We start from the raw sequence: 18129 nt of genomic DNA, 5'->3' as shown, positions 1-18129 counted from the left end.
CTTGCCAAGTTTTGCTAAGCCCGATGCATGCGTTCCACCAAATAGTGCAAACCCAAGAGTGTCACTACCAACAGGCTGGAAATGATCCAAACATAGAAGCCCCATGCAACTTGTCCCGAAATGCTCATTGCCACTTGCACCCAAGACGCGGCTGGCTGCGAAAACGTTAAGTGAACGTGGAGCACTCCGAAAATATAGAGAACAATCGCCAAGGTCGCGCAATATCCGAACAAGATTGCCAAGAACCGCCGCCTCGTCAGCGTTTCTTTGACCTCATTGCCTCTTCGCACGGTAGTCAGTGTGGGCGCGCGCCCTTTCATGACTTGATCAAGGTTTTCGTTCGTAAAACTCGACACCGCCGCCAGTGCCGCGATGTAGAACCCGACCAAAATTCCCATGAGGGCGTTTACATCTCCGATCAATTTGTCGCCATCGAAGGTTAGGAACTGATCTCCCCAGAATTGATAACCGCCAAAAACCAACACAAAAACGATTGTCGGGTAAATCCACTGATACCAAAAAATATCAGGGCTTCGCAGCCGCAGGAACGAAAATACCGTGAAAACTTTGGCGTGTTTTTGAAGAGCCATGTCAGTCGCCTACGTTGTTGGCGACTTCGAGCATCTTCTCAATCATGTCCTGACGAAAAGCCTCGTAGCGTTGTGTCAAAGGCGGGTCGAAATCATTGACGATTTCGTTTTGCACAAATGCTTGTTCGAGTATTTCATCCCCGTTGTGATGCACCTCAGTTCGTTTGATCTGGCCATTGTCAGCTTTGATCCTCACGAAAATCTGGGTGTCATCCGCGCCACCTCGGAAGCCTCCCAGGAAGCCGCCAATGCGCCCGAAGATCGTGCGCGCCTGGTCTTCCGTGACTCGCTTCTTCACTTCCCACCTTGCTTCGTGGACGACTTCTTCAACGATCGGATCTTCGTCGAGTCCGTCTTCGTGATTTTTCTCGTGACTAATAAACTCGATGTCTTGAAGAGTACCCGTCCGCAACGCCTCACGGATCGTTCGGGACTGATGCCCGTCGATTTCAAAGACAGGGCGGAAACGCTTGGGATTACCATCGTCGTCCTGCACTTCCTTTTCATAGAGTGCGTTCTTGCAGACCCAAGACAAATGATCCTTGACCGAAGACAGGTAGATGCCTGGCACCTTCTCAATCAGGATCAGGTGTCTTCCATGCGGATCAGCCGCTTTTCGGATCAGGATGTGGGCGGCGTAATGCCCGCCCTCGTCATCGTCCTTCTGGATGTCGCGTGTCTCCAACGTTTCGAAATGTAGAAACGAAACACCCGAAACATTCTTGTCACCGACCTGCAAAATAAGGCGAAAATAGTGGTCGTCTTCCGCCAGGTCACCGCACCACATCAACCGCGAATTCTTTGAGTATGGCCTATGCACATCATCACGGGCGATCCGGTCGTTGAGCGCCGCGATCAAATCTCCAATCACAAAATCTGGTGCATATTGCGGTGCGTTGGCGCGATTTCTGATCGCCAGCTTGCCGACTACGATCCACCGATAATTTGAGGGTAATGCCATTCAATAATCCTTTGTCGTTCAGTCAATATCTAACTTAGGCAGCCCACGGACGATTTTCATCGTCTCAAGGCTCACCGTGATCACCCTTTGGAACAGCTCAAGCGGATAAGCAGGGTTGCCCATAGTCTCAATCGCGTAACGGTTGGCGTCGTTGGTGATGCCGCTCTTCTTGTCAGTCTTCACGACCTGGCGCTCCATGACCCATTCAAGGGCGGGCTTGCCGTTCACCACGTAATCATAGGCTTCGATCGGGATATCCTGCATGGTGATATTGGCGTTGTAGATCACCGTGCTTTTGTCCTCTTCCCCACGCTTGCCTGCATATTTCATCTTGGTCACGCGGTAGAAGGCTTCGGGGTCTTTGATCACCGCCGTGCGCAAGTCGCCTTGCTTGATCGTGACCGGATACGGGGCGACGCTCTCATAATTCACATGCAGTTCGCCCAGGGCACGACCGGCGCGGCTGAACGCCCAAAAGTCCTCGGCCTTCTTCACGCAAGGAATGCGGGGCAGTTCCTTGGAAAGGTTGTCGGCATAGCTGTTGCGATAGCTCTCTGAATGCAAAAGACCATAAACGTAATAAAAAACATCCTCCTTGGTGATCTCTTCACTCGGATAGGCCGCCGCGAAACGTGCAAGACCAGCATCGGTAATGCCATCTTGAGTGCCCGCTTCATTGGTAGGTTGACCAGAAAACAGATCATCGCGTTCAGAAGGGGACTCATCTTCATCAAAGACGTAAAGCGGCAAACAAACACCCTTTGACTGCAAATCATAGTTCGGCAATCGATCTACCATCAAAGCCGAAAATTCTTGTGACCCCGGCCCCGCTACTACAATTGCGAGATTGTCTCGGGCTTCATAAGGGAACAGCCGAGGCATTTTATAAATACAGTTGTTGAAATGTCTGTCGAAATAAGCCCATTCAGTTGCATACGGCCTATACATGCTTCTAACGACATGAGACGCGTCATACTCACCTGCACGCCCAGCTCTTGCAGAGTTGTAAATTTCTCGCGTCCACTTGATCTGCTTCGGATCAGTATCAACAAATTCTTCTGCGGCAGGTCGTTCTGAGCGTGAGGGAAATGCCGCAACCAACCGGTTTGTCTCAATGTTGTACTTCTCGATCATGCGCTCCATGTTCTCTGCAACTTCAGAGCGAGATGCATTGTAGCACCATGGGTCACGGTTTGTTTTGATGCCGCTAGACGTTTCAAAGAACAGTGATTGTTCTTCTCCTAACCCTTTACCGCCTACCGAAATGTGCTTTGCAAATGTTTGATCACGGCGTCCCAACCAATCAGCTTGCTCGTTTGGCTTGATTTCCCGCCAATCGACAAGATCATGACTCTCACCAATGCTTTTTGACGTCTGAACGAGGCGAAGTTTTTCTGCTTGGTCAAGATAATCTCCAACCTCGGAGTATCTTATTACAGGGGCACCAACCCTCTCACCCTTGACGAGAACCGTGATAGCAATCGGAGATTTCGACCCATGCCCAAAGACATTGCCTTTCTCCTTTCGTCGCAACTCTCCCTTAGTTCGGGCATTTCCCCTCAGGTTAAATACGTAGATCGAAGAAAACTCATCCGCAACAGACTTCCTGAACCCATCGAACGAGTTTCCGTTAATCCATCCAGCAGCAGTCACAAAGGCGACGACTCCCTTGTCTCCAATTCTGTTGCTTGCCCAACGAAACGCACGCACATAACTGTTGAACAGGCTATTTTGTAATCCAGCATTCGACGCTGCCCCGTATGTTTCCCGAATGCTTTGGTCGAGCGTCGGATAGGCGACGTTCTTAGCGTTGTCGTTGCCACTCTCTTGGCCCTCAGAATAGGGTGGGTTCCCCACAACAACTTGAATATCCAGAGATTTCTGCCTTTTGCGGCGCTCGGAGTTGTCAGGCATATAGTGCGAGATAAGATCGTCGCTTTCATACATCTGGAACGTGTCTGTGAGGCAGATGCCTTCGAAAGGCACATAGACCCCGCCCTGAAGGCCATGATACACCGCTTCGATGTTGATCGCGGCGATGTAGTAAGCCAGCAAAACGATCTCGTTGGCGTGAATTTCATTGCGGAATTTGTGCTCAAGCTCTTCGGGCGCGATCAAACCAGACTGCAAAAGCCGGGTGACGAACGTGCCGGTGCCAGTGAAAGGATCGATGATGTGGACGCCTTCGGAGCCAAGGGTCTGCCCGAATTCCTCCTGCAACACCTCGTTGACCGAATGGATGATGAAATCCACAATCTCGACGGGGGTGTAGACTATGCCGAGCTTCTCGGTCGTGCGCGGGAAGGCGTTGCGGAAGAACTTGTCGTATAGCTCTACGATCAAGCGCTGCTTGGCCTGCGGGTCGGTGATACCCTGGGCGCGAAGCTGAACGCTCGCGTAGAACTTTTCGAGGTCTTTGGATTCCTTGTCGAGATTGGCCTCGTTTAGCACGTCCAAAACGCGCTGCATGGCCCGCGAAACGGGGTTTTCACTGGTGAACTGGTGGCCTTCAAAAAGCACCTCAAAAACAGGGCGTGTGATGATGTGCTGCGCCAGCATTTCGATTGCATCGGCTTCGGTAATTGTCTCGTTCAAATCATCGCGCAGCTCTTCAAGGAAAGCATCAAAGGCTTTGCGCGCTTCGGTGTCGGGGTCTTTCAGGATGCCCGTCAGGCGGGTGATATGGTTCTTGGCGATATCGGCAATATTGGTTGCCCAATCTTCCCAATAGTCCCGCGTCCCGCATTTCTTGACGATCTTGGCCATGATGGCGCGTGAGAACTCATCGACCGAAAACACCATTTCGGTCTGCTCGGGACCAGTCGCAACTGGATCACGTTCAGGGGTGCCGATATTCGATCTGGCGGGTGTGGCCTTCGTGGGAAGGTCTTCAACCACGGCGGTCACGGCTTTCAGCTCGTCGCTGTCGATCTCGGGCGCACCGGTGACGCCGATGATCTCGATCTGGCCGCTCACGTCTTGGCCAAGGGATGCCTTGTTGATGGTCGCATCGAAGCGGTCATCGTGGGCGCGCAAAGCGTTCAGGATTTGCCAGACAACGCGGAATTTCTCGTTGTCGGCAAGCGCCTGCTCGGGCGGGACACCTGCGGGCACGCCCACGGGCAGGATCACATAGCCCATCTTCTTACCCTCGGCGCGACGCATGACGCGGCCAACCGATTGCACCACGTCGATCTGGCTTTTGCGCGGGTGCAAAAACATGATCGCGTCCAGGGCGGGCACGTCCACGCCTTCGGAGAGACAACGGGCATTGGTGAGAATGCGGCACGTATGATCGTCTGCTTCAGCCTTCAGCCAGTCGAGAAGGCGTCCACGTTCCTTCGCATTGAAGGTGCCGTCCACATGCTCGATCTCGCATCGCAATCGATCGTCATCGTCCTCGATGTCATCGAGAATCGGATCATCACCAAGGAATTCATCGACCACGCCCGAGAATTCATCGCGGATCAGCTTCGAGCTGCGGATATCTTTACAGAATGCCAGAGCGCGGCGCATCGGGTTCGGATCAGCCGCCACGTCGGTTTTCATGTCGGTCTTGGTCAGAGCTTTGTAACATCCGACAATCTTGGTTGCGTCATCGAGAACAAGCTCGCTCGTGCTGTCGGCCAAGCGCTTTTGAACGCCGGTGCTGATAAGCCCTTCGTCCATTGCCAAAACAATCACCTTGTAGTCGGTCAGCAAGTTGTTCTGCACCGCCCAAGAGAAGCCGCGATAAAAGAGGGTTTTCCCAAAGAGGCTTTCGTCGTCCATCGAGGCGAGAACAGCGTCGGCTTCGTCGGCCTTGGCCTTGACGTTGTCACCAAAGATGCGCGGCGTGGCGGTCATGTAGAGCCGCTTCTTGCCTTGTATCAGATCATTGTCGTGCACCTTCACGAAATTGGATTCGTCATCGCCTGCGAGGGTCGCACCGGTGGTCCGGTGCGCTTCATCACAGATGATCAGATCAAAGTCAGGGTGTCCGTGGTGTTTCTGGGCGTCAGCGATGACCTGGATCGATTGGTAGGTAGCAAACACAACCGTCATCTTTTCAGGTGCCGGATGGTTGACGCCTTCGGCCAGTTTGGCCGCGTCGGTGCTGGCTGGAAAAGCAAGATCGAGGATGTCGATCTCCGCCACGTCATTGTTGTTCGCGCGGCGCTTGCCAACTTGGGTGTCGGAGCATACGGCAAACGAACGGAGCGGTGTCTCTGTGTCACCCGTCCATTCGCGCACAGTCTGCGCCATGAGCGCTAGAGACGGTACTAGAAAAAGGACAAGCTTGCCCTGTCCAGCCAGGTCTTCAGCGATCTTCAGGCTGGTGAAGGTCTTTCCCGTTCCGCAGGCCATGATCATCTTGCCGCGATCGGCTTCGGCCAATCCTGCCCGCACGTCACGCACCGCTTCCTTCTGGTGCGACCTGAGTGATTTTCTATCAGCCAGGACAACCTCGCCATCGGCGGAGAAGGTTTCCCAAAGGATTGGACTTTCCTGAAGATCGTTGAGGCCGATGCGGATGGTCGGAATCGACTGCCCTCGGATCATCGTTTCGGCGTTACCGCTCCATATGCGTTCGGTGGTGTCGATGATCACGCGCCGCTTGAAGGGCTCTTTGCCCGATGCTGAAATGAAGCTATCGATGTCTTCTTTTCGGATGCGGTAGGCCGCATCATAGAATTTACATTGTATAGCGGCGTAGCCGTCCTCATCTCTGAGCTTCGCCACAAGGTCTATGCCGGTATCGCGGCGGTCCCATCCGTGCTCATCTGCCCAGGAAGAATAAGGCTTCACGTCCTCATACTGTTCTACCTGCACTGGATCATGCGTGAGATAAGCGATGGCAAGCCGTTCAAAATACGTGCCCTTTTCGCGTTCTGTCCGTGCAGCGGCCCTATATGAATCAAGTAGCGCTCCAAGCGAAGTTGGGGTCGGGTTCGTGGCTTCAGATTCTTGATTGGATGAAGTGCTCACAAGATTACCTCGATGCGTTTTTTGTTGAATACTAGCACCCCAATCGCACGGGCACACCTCCGAATGTTCGTGAATAGTTCGATATCCACACTGAGTAACGCGATCCATCTTCGACAAGTTGGCGGCATCCAATCCGCGCTGGGTTGGTCTCCATGAAGTGGTCTGGATGAAATCCTCATGGGGGTATCGGTGGGAGCTCGAAGGCTCCCCTGATTGGTGATCGAACGGCCAGCCGTTCGTGCATGGTTCGGTGCAGATGGAGAGGCACTTCTCCAAGTCCTGCGAGTGGATTTCAAAGGAGGCGCGATAGCCCCTTTGATCGATGGGTGCAGGGAGAGCGAAGTCTCCTGCGAGTGATGGAACGGCGAAACGTTCTGATGGCTCTGGATGGGCTCAATGCCCTTTGAAGAGCCAGGGCCGGAGGGATGCAACGGGAGCGCGCAGCGGGCTCCCTTGCCAAGATTGCGGTGTAGTACACCGCACATCTTGCGGGACGGACTTGTTGATCTATCAGGGTTATTTGTGATCTGATTATGCGAAGCAGCATTCTCAGAAGGCCCCAGACGCTGTGCTACGCAACTCCAAAGATCGGCATTGAAACTTGAGAAAGCCAGACGAGCGAATTGACGCCCTCAGAACATGGATCGGGTCACCCGTCCCACGCCGCAATGAGCGCATTTTTTTCGTGCCATCAGCATTGGGCGAAAACTTTGATGATGCCTTGTGCATTCTCGATGACGGCCTTCAGTCCGTGCTACCGACCATTGAACGAGCTGTGCCTAAGTATGCGCCGACCGTGGACATCAACATAGCCTCTGACACATGGCATACGATCATCAGAGACTGGGAGGTGCTGCTGAGCCAGCTCGAAGTCGAATTGCCGTCACCAGACCCGTTTGACTATCCACCATATAGCACCGGGCGATGGCTCATGCTCCATTTGAAGGATGCAAGTCTCAGTCGAGAAGACGGGCTGAAACAGTATCGTTGCTTTGTTCGTGAGATCATCGGCTACTTGGAAAACCATCTGGCTTCCAGCAGTCACATCACCCTGACAGGTCTCTGATCGCTTCATGGTAAAGCGTTGTCAGAATGACGACACATTGCGCGGGTTCGCAACAGATCAAGGATCGGTCGAAACTGTCGGACAGACAAGCTGCCCTTCCTCGGCCTTGCCAATCTCCAGCTCGAAGCAGCGCCCATCACGACCTTCTGATACCGTGGCTTCACTAACTGCGGCTCGGGCATCGGGGCTTAAACTTGGCGAGGATGCGCACCCGCCAGCGGCACTGACCAACATGAAGGCCGCAAGTGATGCGTAGGGTCGAGCCGAGAAAGCTTTGCCTGCAAATTGAAACCATTCACCCATCAAACCAATCCTGCATCTGCAATGCTGCGCCGCAATGTTTCCCGATTTACCGCATATCTCTGCGTGGGGGTATGCGAACACGATTACCCAATCCCGCCCCATTCAAGTAATGGAGTTATCGTTGGCAAGACTTTGTGTGTATGGACACTGAAATATCTGGCAACGCCTTAACGAGTTGAAAGGCCACCCGCAGGAATTCACAGAAACCGCGGCGGCAATTATAGAGCACTCGCAAAGTCTTGAAACTCGTGATATGTCAGTGTTTTTCGCAAATATTTCCCAACCTGTTCCGGCTCGCGAAATGGCGGCGAGAAATCGGCATCGATCAATAGTTGGCTGATCGGGTGCGCCATAATCCGAGCACGTCCTTCGTCGGTTCTGATATCAGCCTCCAATTGCAAAAGATTGAGCCGCTCGGCTCTGAGCTTACCCGAAGTAAAATCAATCCATAGCACATGCACCGTTCGTTCATCGTCAAGAAAACTGATCCAGGGAGGTTGGTTTGAAAGTGCCGTGAGTTTCGCATAGTGCGGGATAACGTCAGCGTACGTGATGACGCGCTCATCAACTCTGAACGCCCAATCGGGGGCAAAACTTGCATCCGTCAGTACACCGCGCGTGCCGCTGAAACCCAATCGTTCGGCAAAATCATGCGTGTCATAAAACGCTCGAACCTTCTGATACACTTGGAATTCGCCTGCCGGAGGCGACCAGCGTTCCAACACCCAGTCAACCAATCCAAACTGATTACGTCCTTGCGCGAACATCAACCCAAAGTTCCAAAGCGCCCGATGCATGCGTTCGGGTGTTTCTGCATAACCGAAGGCAATTACATCTCGCACGAAAACCCAGTCTTCGGAACCGACTTGATCCGAATGTCGGTTGTTGAGCATATCGCGCCCGATGTAGAAACCGCATTGCCATGGGATTTCGTGGGGCTGAAAACTCCCTTCAGGACGTATGAAGAAATCTCTCAGTGGCCGTCCTTGCGCTCTCGCGTCACGTGATGCTGAACGTAAATGGGATCGGCACTTATTGATGTTGCAGGCAGTCGCGCCCTGTGCGCAACCCTCAAACGACCCTAAATCCTGATAGGCAGCCGTTAGAAAACCCAGTTCGCCAATCCTTGTGAGTCTATTTAGAAGTTGGTCAAAAGTCGCTCTGTCCTTTTGAAACTCTTCAAGTGTTCCTGCGTTAAGCGCAGCAAGCATCTGGTCCGTTTCAAATTGTGCAACGGGTGGCGCCTCTAGCAAGCCTAAAGAAATCTTCACATCCCGAATAGACGTTTTTGGCAAGTCGAGTTCGGCAATGTAGTATTCGTTAAGAAAACGGCCATCTGCAAATAACGTAATTGTATGTGAATAGACGGGGTTCTCCCGCTGCTCTCCGGCATTTATGTGGGTGTTCGGGTTTGTGAAGCGCTGAGAATAATGATATACGCGAACGTCGGTGTAAGGATATCCACTTGGCAAGTTTGGCCTTAAGCCCAGTCTTTCAAACGTATTGGATAACTGAAGGGACACGCGATATCGGCTGCCATCTTCTCGTTTATCAAACTTCACCAGGTCGACGTCATCAGGAACATCATGAAGCAATACATAGGTAGGATTGCTGCCGATTGGTACGACCTCCCAGATTTCATGGCTACCCTCGACAGAGACAATCCGAATAGGTTCCCAACCCGTATGACGAAGACGTGCTTCGTCAGCAATCGCTGCGGAGGAAAGAAAGAAAAATGCGCCCAGAAATACATAAAGAAAACGCATCGCGAGACCTCTTGGCAAAATTCAACATCGAGGCTGACGATAACGGTTTTTAACACGAAGTCCAATGAACGTAGGGGCCGGGCGTCATACTTAGGGTCAGGATTCATAACCAGTAGATAACGAGAGCTGCGAGGGCGATTGCTGAGAGGAACACCTTCGGGCATCGGTCATAGCGGGTCGCGACGCGCCTCCAGTCTTTGAGCCTGCCGAACATGATCTCGATGCGGTTGCGCCGCTTGTATCTCCTCTTGTCGTATTTGACTGGCGTCTTGCGTTTCTTCCGGCCTGGGATACAGGCGCGTATCCCCTTGTCTTGCAACGCTTCTCTGAACCAATCAGCGTCATAGCCACGATCTCCGAGTAGCCATTTGACGTTTGGCAGGCCACTGAGCAGCGCACGTGCGCCGATATAATCGCTGACTTGTCCGGCGGTGACAAACAGGTCGATTGGTCGCCCCTGACTGTCACAGATTGCGTGCAGCTTGGTGTTCATGCCGCCTTTGGTACGACCGATCAGGCGACCACGCCCCCCTTTTTGGCGGCCATGCTGGTCGCCGTTCGGTGGGCCTTCAGGTATGTCGCGTCGATCATAACGGTGGTCTTCTCGCCGTGTTCCGCCGCCAGCCCAGCCATCATCCGCGCGAAAATGCCCTTCTCGCTCCAGCGCTTCCAGCGGCTGTAAAGTGTTTTGTGGGGGCCGTATTCCATAGGTGCGTCGCGCCAACGCAACCCATTGCGATTGATAAATATAATCCCACTCAGAACACGCCGGTCATCGACGCGGGGTTTACCGTGGGACTTTGGGAAGAAGGGTTCAAGACGCGCCATCTGCGCATCGCTCAGCCAGAAAAGATCGCTCATGCCACCGCTCCGTTTTAAGAACCGTGAATCACGCAGCGCAGCGGAAATCAATGCATCCTGACCCTAAGGCAGCGCAGGTGCCGCTAACAAGTGGTTTGGCGTCTCTATGCCTGCATCCTCTAGTGTCTTCTGAAACTCAGGTGCGTGTACTTTGGATTGCAGTTCCTGCCATTTTTTGTCGATCAGCGCCTTAAACTCTGGGGCAATGTCCTCAGAAACCGATGAGAAGTCCGCAGGTCGGTTCAACACGTCAAGACCCATCAATTCGGCAATGTAATAGGCCTCGGATTCAAACCGAGGCTCATAGTTAATCAACGACCAGAGCGACTCGGATGATTCACTATCGCCATACTTTTCTACAAAGCCTTCTCTGTCAGAAACTATGGAGTCACGCTCGTCTTGATAAGCATTTGCCAATTGAACTATTTCGACCATGTTTGAGAAGAAGTGCTCTGGACTGAGATCCTCTGCAGGCATGAAATTCACTGAGCCGCTGGAAACAGATATTGTATTTCCACTTTTCATATGAAAGTGTGCATTTTCCTCCGTCCATTGAACCTGTTCGACTAGTTTCAGAAATTCAGAAAAAGCATCTATTCGTTGATCATCCTGTCGGCTTTTCGTTTGAAATTCAGCTTCAACCTCACTTGTTTCGGGCAACTTATCTAGTAAGTCGATATCAATATTTACTTGTAAATAAACCAAATTACCTCGCAGATATATTACATAAATACTAAAATAATTTTGTTAAATATCCATTAACTTTGTCTTCCATGTAAACATCGCGCCGAGCTGCCTGAGGTTCTGTATTGCGCAACTAAATCCATTTCCCATGTTTTGCAGCGAGTCATATGTGGGCGTAAACTTCGGTTGCTCCTGACGACGCATAGCTTTGACCCGCAACATTTGATTCTAAGGCTGACGCACAATCTCCCAAACGACTGCCGTTTCCGTCACTCGGTGTGTGGTCACAAGCTCGGGTGCGATTGGATTGAATTGGATGGTATCGATGCCTGCTGGGGTTGCTTCGTTTAGCTTGATCGATGGCAAAATCTGAATTGCCCTTTTGTTGTTCCAGGTCCGGTCTTCGCCCTTCGCTGACAAATCCCATAACAAGGGTGCATCATCTTCATCCGCCATCGAAACCAGATAGGACGAACTTGAATCAAACAGCAACGCTGTGATGCTGTTCTGATGAATATGATTGTTCATACTTGTTGTGTGTCCGTGGAGGATCATCGGCAGGTTTTGTTCTATATCGACGACACCCAAGTCTCCGGCCTTCGAGCCAAAGGCGACGTACCGTCGGTTTGGGCTAATAGTCACGAGATCAGCCCAACCATTGAAGCGATTTCCGACTGCTTTGGCCGTCGTTTCGTCGAACCCATCACATCCGATCTCGTGCAGGGCGGTGGAAGTGAACGCTTTAACGTCAGGATCATCTTGACGAAGTACCACTAGCCGCTCACCAGTTTTTGCGTTCCAGCGCTCAAATCCGGTTTGGCATCTCGTCACTATTGATTGGCCGTCGGCGCTGAAACGCGCATCTGAAAATCTTTTCCCACCCTTGATTGTGGAAACAGTCCGGATGGATATTTGCACTTCGCCCTTCACTTTAACCGCTCATCAAAATTCATATAATTCTGCTGACACCGCCGGACACACAAGTTGACCGTTCTCATTTTTGCCAAATTCAAACTCAAAGCAACGGTTGCCATGTCTGTCGGTAGAGGCGTTTTCATCGAGCGCTGCACGGGCTTCTGCGTTGAGTGGCGGCGTTGAAGCACACGCTGTGACGATGCCGACCAGAAAAAGTACAGAAAATAGAACCACTGCACTTCGACAAAATGAACCGCTCAAAGCTCGAACCCTGCCATCCATCAAACCAATCCTGCATCTGCAATGCTGCGCCGCAACGTTTCCTGATTTACCTCATACCGCCGCGCGAGGGTAGACCACGACTCGCCTCGACGTTTCTCTCTGGCGGCATTGCGGATTTGATCTGAATTTAGCTTTCTAGGGCGACCTGGATAGCTGCCTCGATCTGCGGCGGCGGCCAATCCCGCCATTGTTCGCTCGCGGATAATTTCACGCTCTAGCTGCGCCACAGCACCGAGGATGTGGAAGACAAACTCGCCCATGGCGGTGGAAGTATCGATCTTTTCAGTCAGGGATTCGAAATACGCACCCTTGTCAGTCAGCACTTGGTTTAACTCCATAAGGTGCTTGAGAGATCGGCTCATGCGATCCAACCGCCAGATAATGAGCGTATCCCCCTCGCACACGGTGTCGAGCGCTAGGGTGAAGGCCGGACGGTCGATTTCAGCGCCGGATGTTCCGCTGTCGGTGAATACTGGGTCGCAGCCAGCTTGGCGCAGAGCGTTGACTTGCATGTCGAGGTTTTGATCGAGCGTGCTAACACGCGCATAGCCTATTTTTCGGGGCATGAGCAGGTGTCCTTACCGTTGGGTCGGTCCGTGACATCCACAAAAACGACCGTTTTAAAGGGAGTGGCTTTCACCAAACCAACACGGCCCCTACACCTGCCAGAATTGCCGTTTATCAACGGCTTATTCATCAAAACGAAACGTATCACAAAGTAGCTTGTGATTTCAAGAAAAACGGTCCTTTTTTAAGGGGTTATACCACCCCGATATTTGCCAGATCGAAGAGATGAAAGGCAAGTGGTATGGCGCTTGAAGACATCAGAAAGAGTTTTACTGGAAGGGCGGCAGCCATAGGTTTGACGGCCATGGCCGCAGTCACTCCGCTGACATTCAGTTGGGCGCAAGATGCTCAGCCGATCCCTGTCGTCGCGACAACCTCGTCCATCCAGATGGTCGAAAATGCCGATAGAGGAGCGAGTATTTTTTCCCGCGAAAATGCGGGTATCGCCGTCGCAATCCGCCTAGGCACGCACGAGTCCACGCCAAGCCCGGAACGAATTCGAGATGTGCTCACAGCCGATTTTCGAAATGCCGGCTTGGAAGACCCAATCACGTTCTTCTTTGACCACAATGACGTCCCAGCCACCGGGGCGGCGTTCTATTATGCGGGGTACGTGGACGGGCCTTTTTCTCTCGGCCCTTCGAGAGAGGCAGTTCAGCAAACAGCTGATAGCTATAACTTCAGAAAATCACGAGGCCTACTCGCATCTATCGCATATGAGAATGTGAACAATTAAAAACCAGAGTTGTCCATAGCCACTTCGTCATAAGCACGGTCAGTGTGCATTTCCATCACGGCGCGCTCTTCATTTGAAGTTGCTTGATGCCACATTTCATCTCGCGACTGGAAAGTCGCGCTTTCCGATACTTCATGTTGGCGGCGACTGCGTTCGGCTTCGTCAATCGTCGGGTCTTCAACATACTCTTTGTCACGTTCGGCTTCACGCTTGTCATATTCAGCCTTGGCCCACAGCCCCCATTCTTTCATCTCGGGATCATCTAAATACTCGGGCTTGATCTCGCCGTTCTCGTCCAACATGTCAGAGATCAGAGCATCTTCCAGACGCTGACGATATTCCTCCATACTTTCTCCGTCTTCGCGTTGGGGGATGTCATCAGGGTCAAGCAACCGCTGCGCAATTTGTTCGCGCCAGTCTTCACCATACCGCTCTTCGAACCCGATCTCTGCTTCAGCGATCTTGCTGTCCAAGAATGCGATCTGCGCATTGAGATTGTCGATTAACGCCAGATGGAGAATGTCATCAAACGAGCGCGCGCGTTTGCCATCCGCTGATCGACGCTCCAAGTCCTTGTTGAAACGATCAAAAGCGGCGGCACCGCGCAGATTGTATCCATCGACAGAACCACCTTGCATTCCGAGAAACATCTCGTTTTCGCGAAACGCGACATGCTTGCTAAACAGGCGTGCCGCCTCCACGTCGGAGATGGCATCGCCAGCTATGGCAGATAAGCCGCCATGCGGCATGGCCTCGGCGGCCTTCAAATATGTATCGGGATCAACACTCATCACACGCCCCTGAACAATATAATATTGTTTTTTTATATTATTTTCCGCAGCGCCCCCGCACTGCATATATCGAATTCAATCGACTTGTGTATATGATAGTAATAGATGGTTAATAATTATGTAAAATTACAAAGCATTTGAAATGCATTTTATTTGTATTTTATGCTTTGTCGGGAAGTGACCGCAAAAACTTCATTACATAAGCCCATTCTGTAGGATCAGCGCGCTTTACACGGCCTGTGCGCCAATGAGATATTTTAATTTCTGTCAGTCCTCTGAGGGATGGTGGGCGCGCACGAAAAATGGCCGCAGGCTTCGCATTCGTGCGCTCGAATTCGGCGCGCAACTCCTTCAGCATGTCAGGCGAAATCTCGATATACTTTTTTCGTGGCCTGTGATCCGACGCCTCACGGCGCGCTGTCAGTGATTTGTCCGGCTTGTGCCGATCCACTCCCTTCCGCAAGCTAGCTCCGATCGCCCTGGCGGAAGAGGCAATCTCGGCACAAATGAACGGATTGATCGAAATATGTAAATCACTGAAATTAAACATTTTACTGTACGATATTTGTAATAAAACATCAGTTTAAGATATAATTTGCGAGTGAGTACAAGTAAAAATTGGAAATCCACAGATAACCCAAATGGGCCATCCCCGGATCGTATCGCAAACACGTTTCGCGACATTTCACTTGCAGGCCTGACGCCAGAGCAAATCGACGCTATTGACGCCATTTGTATCGAAGACGAACGGCAACGCAGCAATTTGGCAAAGTCTATATGGACTTCCTCAGACTTGAGGGAAATAACGGAAGTTCATGAGCTTTTTCAGGGTGCCAGTTTCTTTGAAAAGCAACGTGAAATCGTTGAGCGGATCAAGAATGGAGGGCCTGGCCCTTGGAAAACCACCGATAATCCGAAGGGACCTTCGGGGCGACGGGTTCTAGGAACTTTTCAGGACATTTCACTAGCAGGTGCCAAGCCCGAGCATATCGATGAAATTGATGCCGAGTGCGTCGAGCGCGGAACCACGCGCAAGGCATTTGCGGGTCACCTTCTGGGGTCAGACGAAGGCCTAAGACGGTTCTTGAAGTTATTTGAAGGCGCTCGACATTATCGCGGTTTCAAGGAGCGCCTAAGCTACTACCCGCCCCCAGAACCTGAAGAGCCCGCCTAAAGCGGGTATTCCTCAATCAAATCAAGAGCGGGAAACAGGATCGGCCCCTCGATGTCGTTTTGAAATGCCCGTCCTTCGCCAAGCTTCGGCTTGCCGCATAGTTCATCCGGAACGTTCATCCCGGCTTTCCAACCTGAAGGCGCTGGTAAATCCCTCCGCTGAATAGCCACTTGTAGCGTCGCACTGATGGCGTAAAAGAAGAAATCGATTTCGTTGAGTTTTCGATAGTTGGCCAGAACACGCAATACATCGATCCAAATACCGAGCGCGTCAGTTTTCCTTTGTTCGACTACCCATTCTGGGAATTGTTCTCGGTATAAATCGGAATAGCTTTCGATCTTCCTTGGGCAATAGCCCATAAAATTCATAGTGCATGTCTTGCATTTGCTTCTGCCAACCAAAGGGCTTTTGTCTTGCGTCTTCCCTTCAAAGAAACTCTGAATGTGTTTCGGTGGCGTTTCCGTCTCGCAATAATATGCACAATCGCGAACTTTCCTAGGCGTCGCCGACGTGATCTGCCGCAAGCACCACACCACATCATCGCGGTTTTCCATCTCCAAGCGCGGTATCAGGTCCATCATATAGAGCGGTGTCGCAAAAAGCTGGAAGCGAATGCGTTTGTAGAGTTCACGGGTAGCAGGTTCTGATAGCTTGACCAACTTGGCCGCTTGCGCGGGCTTGATCCCGCGAAGGAACGCCCGAACCAGAATAACGAACCCAGCTTCGCTGATGCGCGCATTCTTCAGGTAACGGTTTTTCAGCTCGTATTCCGACACCTGATTTCACCCACCAGAAAGAATTTTCCAAAACAACTTTCGTAAGCCTGCCAAGCTCGTATCACAGGTTTCCAGTGTTGGGTAACACTGTCTCCATCGAACGACAAAGCTGAACGGAGACAAGCCAATGTTTCTTTGCCCCAAATGCAATTGCCAAGGCTACTGCGAAAAACTGCAAGTAAGGCTGGTGTCCGACCGAAAACTGGATAACCCTGAATACCTTCGGGACCTCCGTGAGTTTACAGCCAGCCTTGGTATCAGCCCTGACCACTGGCGAGAGTGGCTCATCGATGCATATAGGGACTTTCGGGGACAAATCGTTGAAAACGGCGCGGAAGTTTTTCTCGACACCGACGAATTGGAAACGCCTTGGATTCGCGAATGGTTCAGGGACTTCGCCAACAAACCAGTCGAAGGTGGAGTCCGGCCTAGACTGAAGCGTGGTGTTCGCAACAGGGTACGTGTATTCGCGACCATCTTGTCTACTAAGTATCCTTTCGAAATGAGCATGCTTGGTTTGAGGCCCGCCAACGACAACCGTCCCCCTGCCGATCAGGAAGCGGATTAGAACGGCACATCGTCAGCGCTGATCATGGAGGTGGTTCCATTCTCCTTGATCAGCGCCGCGGTTGTAAGCTTGTTGCTCTTATCGCCCCGCAACGCGCGGTACTGGTCGGACACAGTTACACCACGGATCGGCTTGAGGCCCTGCCGCCACTCCTGGGCCTCGACGCGGCGGTGCCAAGCGTAGGCTTGATCAAATGGCAGACCGCAATATTCGTTCATGAAGACCGCACAAAGATTTGCGTCGAGCGAGGGTCTCTGGCAGTTCGCCCGCTCGATAGTGGGCCAGAATGCCGCCTTATCCGATGCCTTTTGCCGTTCTTCCTCATCGTCGCTACAGGCGATATATCCGACCATCCGCATGTAACGGCAATAACCGTCGTTGAGAGCTGAACAAAGCTCGGGGATCAGTCGAAACACTTCAAGCTCAGCCTTACTGACGCTGATGAAATCGAGCGGGTTACGGTCAGTTTCCCTTTCCAAAATGCTCACATACATTGGCGCACCTCCTGCCTTGTATTGCACAAGGGCGAGGCAGTGCTGGCAAGACCGTTTCGGACAAAAGTTGCGATATTCCCCGAAACAGCGCTCGGGCTCTGCGATGGTGTAGCAGTCGGCATTCAAGCCCGACGGTAACTTCAAAGGTCAAGCATGTCATTTTTGCAAAAACAGCGAGATGCAAGCCGTTCGGTCTTCATGTCTTCTGTCGCCGGACTCGCGAATACACTCGCCGTCATCACAACAATACTTGGAGCACCGCCGCTCTACAGCCATACGATTGGCTGGATTCAAGAATTTGCGGCCCAGCACTATGGCTATGGCATCGAAGGTCCGACGTCTCTCGTCTGGGCGGTGACGTGCGGCTCGGTAGTGTTCTTCTCATCACGCATGTCGATTTCTACGGCTGTGCCAATGCTCATCATGACTCTTGTCGCTCGTTTTCTGTGAACCATCAAAGGAGATCGACCATGTTCACGAAGCATCGCCGCGTCGGCGGCATCTACAAACGTGAGACCGACTGGGGTGCCATCATTGGCACAATCATGTGGGTTTTCATCATTCTTGGAGTGATCGGCGCGCTGGTCGGCTGATCGCAGGCAATTCTCAAAACTGAAGGAGCCGGAA

General features: G+C 52.0%; 18 protein-coding genes. 6 read left to right on the top strand and 12 right to left on the bottom strand.

What is annotated here, in order from left to right; translation table 11 throughout:
* Positions 1 to 14: 14 nt before the first annotated feature.
* From IEX96_RS08505 to IEX96_RS08495, 3 genes are read right to left on the bottom strand one after another with little or no spacing between them, the layout of a single operon-like run.
* On the bottom strand, positions 15 to 590 hold the full coding sequence (locus tag IEX96_RS08505; protein ID WP_188873775.1) for a hypothetical protein: 576 nt from the start codon (positions 588 to 590) through the stop codon (positions 15 to 17).
* Between the two features lies 1 nt (position 591).
* The gene (locus IEX96_RS08500) at positions 592 to 1551 is read right to left on the bottom strand and encodes a hypothetical protein (protein WP_150005686.1); all 960 of its coding nucleotides are present in this window, start codon (positions 1549 to 1551) and stop codon (positions 592 to 594) included.
* An 18-nt stretch (positions 1552 to 1569) separates the two neighbouring features.
* Positions 1570 to 6519 carry a DEAD/DEAH box helicase gene (locus IEX96_RS08495; RefSeq protein ID WP_229773624.1) on the bottom strand — a complete coding sequence of 1650 codons (4950 nt, stop codon included), beginning with the start codon at positions 6517 to 6519 and terminating at the stop codon, positions 1570 to 1572.
* 685 nt (positions 6520 to 7204) lie between these two features.
* Between IEX96_RS08495 and IEX96_RS08490 the strand changes: the two genes are divergently transcribed.
* On the top strand, positions 7205 to 7585 hold the full coding sequence (locus tag IEX96_RS08490) for a hypothetical protein (protein WP_150005687.1): 381 nt from the start codon (positions 7205 to 7207) through the stop codon (positions 7583 to 7585).
* Between the two features lie 521 nt (positions 7586 to 8106).
* Here IEX96_RS08490 and IEX96_RS08485 read toward each other — a convergent pair.
* From IEX96_RS08485 to IEX96_RS08460, 6 genes are all read right to left on the bottom strand, one after another.
* The gene (locus IEX96_RS08485; RefSeq protein ID WP_150005688.1) at positions 8107 to 9654 is read right to left on the bottom strand and encodes a hypothetical protein; all 1548 of its coding nucleotides are present in this window, start codon (positions 9652 to 9654) and stop codon (positions 8107 to 8109) included.
* 103 nt (positions 9655 to 9757) lie between these two features.
* A protein-coding gene (locus IEX96_RS08480; RefSeq protein ID WP_150005689.1) for an IS5 family transposase occupies positions 9758 to 10515 on the bottom strand; the annotation gives its coding sequence in 2 pieces (ribosomal slippage) (positions 9758 to 10191 and positions 10191 to 10515; 759 coding nt in all).
* 63 nt (positions 10516 to 10578) lie between these two features.
* On the bottom strand, positions 10579 to 11220 hold the full coding sequence (locus tag IEX96_RS08475) for a hypothetical protein (RefSeq protein WP_188873774.1): 642 nt from the start codon (positions 11218 to 11220) through the stop codon (positions 10579 to 10581).
* Between the two features lie 207 nt (positions 11221 to 11427).
* Positions 11428 to 12129 (bottom strand): WD40 repeat domain-containing protein, encoded by a 702-nt coding sequence (locus IEX96_RS08470; RefSeq protein ID WP_150005691.1) that lies wholly within the window; start codon positions 12127 to 12129, stop codon positions 11428 to 11430.
* A 12-nt stretch (positions 12130 to 12141) separates the two neighbouring features.
* Positions 12142 to 12396 carry a hypothetical protein gene (locus IEX96_RS08465; protein ID WP_150005692.1) on the bottom strand — a complete coding sequence of 85 codons (255 nt, stop codon included), beginning with the start codon at positions 12394 to 12396 and terminating at the stop codon, positions 12142 to 12144.
* Positions 12396 to 12962, bottom strand: a complete 567-nt coding sequence (locus IEX96_RS08460) for a recombinase family protein (RefSeq protein WP_188873773.1) — start codon at positions 12960 to 12962, stop codon at positions 12396 to 12398. Before IEX96_RS08460 ends, IEX96_RS08465 begins: the two co-directional genes overlap by 1 nt.
* A gap of 242 nt (positions 12963 to 13204) precedes the next feature.
* Between IEX96_RS08460 and IEX96_RS08455 the strand changes: the two genes are divergently transcribed.
* Positions 13205 to 13699 (top strand): hypothetical protein, encoded by a 495-nt coding sequence (locus tag IEX96_RS08455; protein ID WP_150005694.1) that lies wholly within the window; start codon positions 13205 to 13207, stop codon positions 13697 to 13699.
* Here the strand turns inward: IEX96_RS08455 and IEX96_RS08450 are convergent.
* Positions 13696 to 14490, bottom strand: coding sequence for a hypothetical protein (locus IEX96_RS08450; protein WP_150005695.1), 795 nt, complete (start codon positions 14488 to 14490; stop codon positions 13696 to 13698). The two genes, IEX96_RS08455 and IEX96_RS08450, sit on opposite strands and share 4 nt — an antisense overlap.
* A gap of 601 nt (positions 14491 to 15091) precedes the next feature.
* Here IEX96_RS08450 and IEX96_RS08445 point away from each other — a divergent pair.
* A complete protein-coding gene (locus IEX96_RS08445; protein ID WP_150005696.1) occupies positions 15092 to 15664 on the top strand; it encodes a hypothetical protein in 573 nt (190 codons plus the stop codon).
* Here IEX96_RS08445 and IEX96_RS08440 read toward each other — a convergent pair.
* Positions 15661 to 16440, bottom strand: coding sequence for a hypothetical protein (locus IEX96_RS08440; protein ID WP_150005697.1), 780 nt, complete (start codon positions 16438 to 16440; stop codon positions 15661 to 15663). The genes IEX96_RS08445 and IEX96_RS08440 overlap by 4 nt on opposite strands.
* 127 nt (positions 16441 to 16567) lie before the next feature.
* On the opposite strand from IEX96_RS08440, the gene IEX96_RS08435 reads away from it, so the two are divergent.
* On the top strand, positions 16568 to 17008 hold the full coding sequence (locus IEX96_RS08435) for a hypothetical protein (protein WP_150005698.1): 441 nt from the start codon (positions 16568 to 16570) through the stop codon (positions 17006 to 17008).
* On the opposite strand, the gene IEX96_RS08430 is transcribed toward IEX96_RS08435, so the two are convergent.
* Positions 17005 to 17502: a hypothetical protein gene (locus IEX96_RS08430; protein WP_188873772.1), complete on the bottom strand. Its 498-nt coding sequence runs from the start codon at positions 17500 to 17502 to the stop codon at positions 17005 to 17007. The two genes, IEX96_RS08435 and IEX96_RS08430, sit on opposite strands and share 4 nt — an antisense overlap.
* A 153-nt stretch (positions 17503 to 17655) precedes the next feature.
* Between IEX96_RS08430 and IEX96_RS08425 the strand changes: the two genes are divergently transcribed.
* Both IEX96_RS08425 and IEX96_RS14205 read left to right on the top strand, forming a co-directional pair.
* Positions 17656 to 17952, top strand: coding sequence for a hypothetical protein (locus tag IEX96_RS08425; RefSeq protein WP_150005700.1), 297 nt, complete (start codon positions 17656 to 17658; stop codon positions 17950 to 17952).
* Positions 17953 to 17972: 20 nt separating this feature from the next.
* On the top strand, positions 17973 to 18095 hold the full coding sequence (locus tag IEX96_RS14205) for a hypothetical protein (RefSeq protein ID WP_268238500.1): 123 nt from the start codon (positions 17973 to 17975) through the stop codon (positions 18093 to 18095).
* Positions 18096 to 18129 lie beyond the last annotated feature (34 nt).

Origin of the sequence: Iodidimonas muriae, from assembly GCF_014647255.1 — a bacterium.
GTDB classification, from domain to species: domain Bacteria; phylum Pseudomonadota; class Alphaproteobacteria; order Sphingomonadales; family Rhodothalassiaceae; genus Iodidimonas; species Iodidimonas muriae.
Note: the sequence above shows the minus strand (reverse complement) of the source record. Positions and strands in the feature narration are given on the sequence as shown.

What these genes read in the sequence shown, in the direction of transcription:
- IEX96_RS08450 (WP_150005695.1), bottom strand. Translation starts at nt 14,490, where the DNA reads ATGAGTGTTGATCCCGATACATATTTGAAGGCCGCCGAGGCCATGCCG.
- IEX96_RS08465 (WP_150005692.1), bottom strand. Translation starts at nt 12,396, where the DNA reads ATGGATGGCAGGGTTCGAGCTTTGAGCGGTTCATTTTGTCGAAGTGCA.
- IEX96_RS08500 (WP_150005686.1), bottom strand. Translation starts at nt 1,551, where the DNA reads ATGGCATTACCCTCAAATTATCGGTGGATCGTAGTCGGCAAGCTGGCG.
- IEX96_RS08505 (WP_188873775.1), bottom strand. Translation starts at nt 590, where the DNA reads ATGGCTCTTCAAAAACACGCCAAAGTTTTCACGGTATTTTCGTTCCTG.
- IEX96_RS08435 (WP_150005698.1), top strand. Translation starts at nt 16,568, where the DNA reads ATGTTTCTTTGCCCCAAATGCAATTGCCAAGGCTACTGCGAAAAACTG.
- IEX96_RS08460 (WP_188873773.1), bottom strand. Translation starts at nt 12,962, where the DNA reads ATGCCCCGAAAAATAGGCTATGCGCGTGTTAGCACGCTCGATCAAAAC.
- IEX96_RS08430 (WP_188873772.1), bottom strand. Translation starts at nt 17,502, where the DNA reads ATGTATGTGAGCATTTTGGAAAGGGAAACTGACCGTAACCCGCTCGAT.
- IEX96_RS14205 (WP_268238500.1), top strand. Translation starts at nt 17,973, where the DNA reads ATGTTCACGAAGCATCGCCGCGTCGGCGGCATCTACAAACGTGAGACC.
- IEX96_RS08455 (WP_150005694.1), top strand. Translation starts at nt 13,205, where the DNA reads ATGGCGCTTGAAGACATCAGAAAGAGTTTTACTGGAAGGGCGGCAGCC.
- IEX96_RS08425 (WP_150005700.1), top strand. Translation starts at nt 17,656, where the DNA reads ATGTCATTTTTGCAAAAACAGCGAGATGCAAGCCGTTCGGTCTTCATG.
- IEX96_RS08485 (WP_150005688.1), bottom strand. Translation starts at nt 9,654, where the DNA reads ATGCGTTTTCTTTATGTATTTCTGGGCGCATTTTTCTTTCTTTCCTCC.